This window comes from Pseudomonas edaphica (assembly GCF_005863185.1).
In the GTDB taxonomy this organism is placed as follows: Bacteria; Pseudomonadota; Gammaproteobacteria; order Pseudomonadales; family Pseudomonadaceae; genus Aquipseudomonas; species Aquipseudomonas edaphica.
In genome coordinates this window covers 1-2,748 of the sequence record NZ_VBVZ01000742.1, presented here as the reverse complement: position 1 = coordinate 2,748, position 2,748 = coordinate 1, and the positions used below count along the sequence as shown (strand labels likewise).

The following is a 2,748-nucleotide window of genomic DNA, read 5'->3' as shown; positions in this document are numbered from 1 at the left end:
GATCGCCGCCAATACCGCGCCCATGCCATTAGGCATGAAGCCCTGGGTGTCGAACAGGTGCGAAACACCGCTGACCTGGCTGGTCGGCAGGAAGCCGAAGATCGCCGCGAGGCCCAGAATCACAAAGGCTACGATCGCCACGACTTTGATCAGCGCAAACCAGAACTCGAACTCGCCGTAGTTCTTCACGCTGAACAGGTTGGTGGCCGTGAGCAGCAAGGTGATGATCAGGGTAAACGCCCAGATCGCCACATCGGGAAACCAGGCATGCAGGATGGTCGCGGCGGCGTTGGCTTCCAGTGGAATCACCAGCACCCAGAACCACCAGTACAACCAGCCGATGGTGAAACCGGCCCAGTGACCGATCGCACGGTCGGCATAGGTGGAGAACGAACCGGTGTCCGGGGAGGCCACGGCCATTTCGGCGAGCATGCGCATCACCAACACCACCAGCGTGCCCGCAGCGGCGTAAGCCAGCAGCACGGCGGGGCCGGCGGCAGCAATCGCGTGGCCGGAGCCGACAAACAAACCGGCACCAATAACGCCGGCAATCGACAGCATGGTGACGTGACGCGGTTTGAGCCCCTGTTCGAGGTCATTGGAGCTTTGCGTACTACTCATTGACACACCTTTGCGAGGAATTGCGAAAACGGTCCGCCCGGCCTGCGATCCTTCTCGTGAAAAGAAACCAACGGGGCGTTCTTTATTTTTTACGCAAGATTTGCGCCAAAATATTACAGAGCCGCGATTGACGCGGGCTGTAGGACAATTCATTAGCTCACGCAAGTCATTGAGAACAATGGCATTCCGCTATAGCGTTACCTTGCGACCCAACTGCGACACGAAAATACGCACCAAAAACACACACAAAAAGTACGTGACGCTCCATAAAAGGGCTGATAAGGACCGTTTGCCCGGTTAACCCTTCCAACACCCGGCCAAAGCTGGCACCATCGCGCCCTTTTTTACGCGAAGCCTGTGGATTTATCGGGTTCAGACGTCTGTAGGTTGTTGATAGCGCGACACGCTGCTGTGCCGATGCGACACCTTGCCGCAGACCACCCGTTAACCGTCCGCAGCGCTGTTGGCTGCCATCCGAACGCTATGCTAGCTTGGCGCCTCGCCAGGAAGGCGGCCCAACAGCAAGAATGCACTGAACACAATGAGGACCGCACATGGCTGAGGCCGCGCCCGCGCTTGAAATCCGCAACTTGCATAAACGCTATGGTGAGCTGGAGGTACTCAAAGGTATCTCGCTGACCGCCCGCGACGGCGACGTGATCTCGATCCTGGGTTCCTCCGGTTCCGGCAAGTCCACCTTTTTGCGTTGCATCAACCTGCTGGAAAACCCACATCAGGGCCAGATCCTGGTGGCCGGTGAAGAGCTCAAGCTCAAGGCCGCAAAAAACGGCGAGCTGATGGCCGCCGACGGCAAACAGATCAACCGCCTGCGCAGCGAAATCGGTTTTGTGTTTCAAAACTTTAACCTGTGGCCGCACATGAGCATCCTCGACAACATCATCGAGGCGCCCCGCCGTGTGCTCGGCCAGAGCAAGGCCGAGGCGATCGAAGTGGCCGAAGCCTTGCTGGCCAAGGTCGGCATCAGCGACAAGCGCCACGCCTACCCGGCGCAACTGTCCGGCGGCCAGCAACAACGCGCGGCGATTGCACGCACCTTGGCCATGCAGCCCAAAGTCATCCTGTTCGACGAGCCGACATCGGCGCTTGACCCGGAAATGGTCCAGGAAGTACTTAATGTGATCCGCGCACTGGCCGAAGAAGGCCGCACCATGCTGCTGGTCACCCATGAAATGGGCTTTGCCCGTCAGGTTTCCAGTGAAGTGGTGTTCCTGCACCAGGGCCTGGTCGAAGAGCAAGGATCGCCACAGCAGGTGTTTGAAAACCCGCTTTCGGCGCGCTGCAAACAATTCATGTCCAGCAACCGCTAACGGAGCAACATGCATGCAGAACTATAAAAAATTCCTTCTGGCCGCGGCCGTTTCGATGGCGTTCAGCGCCACGGCCATGGCAGAGACCTTGAAAATGGGGATCGAAGCGGCTTACCCGCCCTTCAACAATAAAGACGCCAGCGGCAACGTCGTGGGCTTTGACAAAGACATCGGCGACGCCCTGTGCGCCAAGATGAAAGTCGAGAAGTGCGAAGTGTACGTGTCCGACTGGGACGGCATCATCCCGGCCCTGAACGCCAAGAAGTTCGACTTCCTGGTGTCTTCGCTGTCGATCACCGATGAGCGCAAGCAGGCCGTCGACTTCACCGACCCGTACTACTCCAACAAGCTGCAGTTCATCGCACCTAAAGCCACAGCCGACTTCAAGACCGACGCCGGTTACCTGAAGGGCAAGATCATCGGTGCACAGCGCGCGACGCTGGCCGGTACTTACCTGGAAGACAAGCTGCCGGACACCACCGCCAAGCTCTACGACACCCAGGAAAACGCCTACCTCGACCTGACTTCCGGCCGTTTGGACGGGATTCTCGCCGACAAGTACGTGCAGTACGAATGGCTCAAGAGCAAAGACGGTTCGGCCTATGAGTTCAAAGGCGACCCGGTGGTAGAAAGCGACAAGATCGGTATCGCCGTACGCAAGGGCGACCCGCTGCGCGAGCGCCTGAACAAAGCCCTGGCAGAGATCAAGGCAGACGGCACCTACAAGAAGATCAACGACAAGTACTTCCCGTTCAGCATTGACAGATCTGAATGGCCTGACCTGCGCGCTTCTATAAGT

Annotated in this window: 3 protein-coding genes; 2 read left to right on the top strand and 1 reads right to left on the bottom strand. The window is 58.2% G+C overall.

What is annotated here, in order from left to right:
• The coding region (locus FEM54_RS29840) for an amino acid permease (RefSeq protein WP_138453989.1) at nt 1–621 on the bottom strand (621 nt) is incomplete at its 3' end.
• Between the two features lie 554 nt (nt 622–1,175).
• Between FEM54_RS29840 and FEM54_RS29835 the strand changes: the two genes are divergently transcribed.
• Together FEM54_RS29835 and FEM54_RS29830 are read left to right on the top strand one after the other, a co-directional pair.
• Nucleotides 1,176–1,949, top strand: coding sequence for an ABC transporter ATP-binding protein (locus FEM54_RS29835; protein WP_017138656.1), 774 nt, complete (start codon nt 1,176–1,178; stop codon nt 1,947–1,949).
• A 13-nt stretch (nt 1,950–1,962) separates the two neighbouring features.
• A partial coding sequence (locus FEM54_RS29830) for an ABC transporter substrate-binding protein (RefSeq protein WP_138453988.1) occupies nt 1,963–2,748 on the top strand: 786 nt, incomplete at its 3' end.

Coding starts and splice junctions, on each gene's coding strand:
- FEM54_RS29835 (WP_017138656.1), top strand. CDS start 1,176: ATGGCTGAGGCCGCGCCCGCGCTTGAAATCCGCAACTTGCATAAACGC.